The following is a 1,247-nucleotide window of genomic DNA, read 5'->3' as shown; positions in this document are numbered from 1 at the left end:
TGATCTGATCCAATAGTTTTGGACACCTCATTAAGTGAGTAGAATAACTCACAGAGGTGAAAAATGACAAAAGTTAAAAAAGAAAGAAAAGCCTATTCAATCGAATTTAAAGAAGAAGCTTTAAAATTAGCAAGTAAAGTAGGTGTAGCACAAGCAGCCAGAGAGTTGGGCGTATATGAATCCCAATTATACTATTGGCGCAGTGGAGCTCAGAAGAAAGCTTCTACTTCAGACCGAGAAATCACCTTATCAGCAGAAAATGCTAGGTTAAAACGCCAACTGTCAGAACAAGCCGAGGAGCTAGAAATCCTAAAAAAGGCGGCAACCTACTTCGCGAAAAATCAAAAATAGCACGTTTTGAATTTATGCACGAGCACCGTCAATCGTTTCATATTGTTCGATTGGCGAGTGTTCTGTGCGTTTCGCCAAGTGGGTATTATGCATGGTTAAAAGCAAGCCAACAACCAAGTGAGCGCCACAAAGCTCAGCAAATTAGAGATGAAAAAATCAAAGTTGCTTTCGAAAACAGCAAAGAGAGAGATGGCGCAAGACGAATTCAGGTAGAACTAGAAGAGCAAGGCTACAAGCATGATGTTAAAACTATAATTAACAGCATGGACAGGCAAAACTTAGTGGCTAAAGCTGCACGAAAATTCAAAGTGACAACGGATAGCAAGCATACATTACCTGTTGCACCAAACTTGCTTGAGCAGGATTTTACTGCGGACGAGCCAAATCAGAAGTGGGCTGGTGACATTACCTATCTTATGACCAGTGAGGGTTGGCTTTATTTGGCTGTAATTATTGATTTGTATTCTCGTGCTGTCATAGGTTGGTCGATGAGTAACCGAATGACATCAGATTTAGTCTGTGACGCATTACAAATGGCATTATGGCGTAGAGGGAAGCCAAATAATGTGATCGTCCATAGTGATAGAGGGAGTCAGTATTGCTCTCACGCCTACCGCGAAATGATTAACCAATACGGTTTAATTCAAAGCATGAGTCGCAAAGGGAACTGTTGGGATAACGCTTGTGTGGAAAGCTTCTTTCACTCACTGAAGGTTGAAGCGATTCAATATGACCCAATGATGAACCGTGCAGCCATGCGCCAACACGTTTTTGAATATATTGAAGTTGATTACAACAAGAAGAGAAGGCATAGTGCTCTTGGCTATCTCAGCCCTGAAAATTATGAACTATTAAACGTAGCTTAATGAAGTGTCCACTTTTAATGGTTCAGATCA

1 protein-coding gene is annotated in these 1,247 nt (G+C 40.9%); it reads left to right on the top strand.

Annotated features, from left to right (window positions below):
* Positions 1-63: 63 nt before the first annotated feature.
* Positions 64-1,217 (top strand): IS3 family transposase gene (locus WSC_RS0102630; RefSeq protein ID WP_420170084.1). Its coding sequence is split into 2 segments (ribosomal slippage): positions 64-313 and positions 313-1,217, totalling 1,155 coding nucleotides; the frame shifts between segments, so codons are not numbered across the junction.
* The last annotated feature ends 30 nt before the right edge of the window (positions 1,218-1,247 follow it).

Origin of the sequence: Catenovulum agarivorans YM01, from assembly GCF_000281085.1 — a bacterium.
Lineage (GTDB): Bacteria > Pseudomonadota > Gammaproteobacteria > Enterobacterales > Alteromonadaceae > Catenovulum > Catenovulum agarivorans.
Note: the sequence above shows the minus strand (reverse complement) of the source record. Positions and strands in the feature narration are given on the sequence as shown.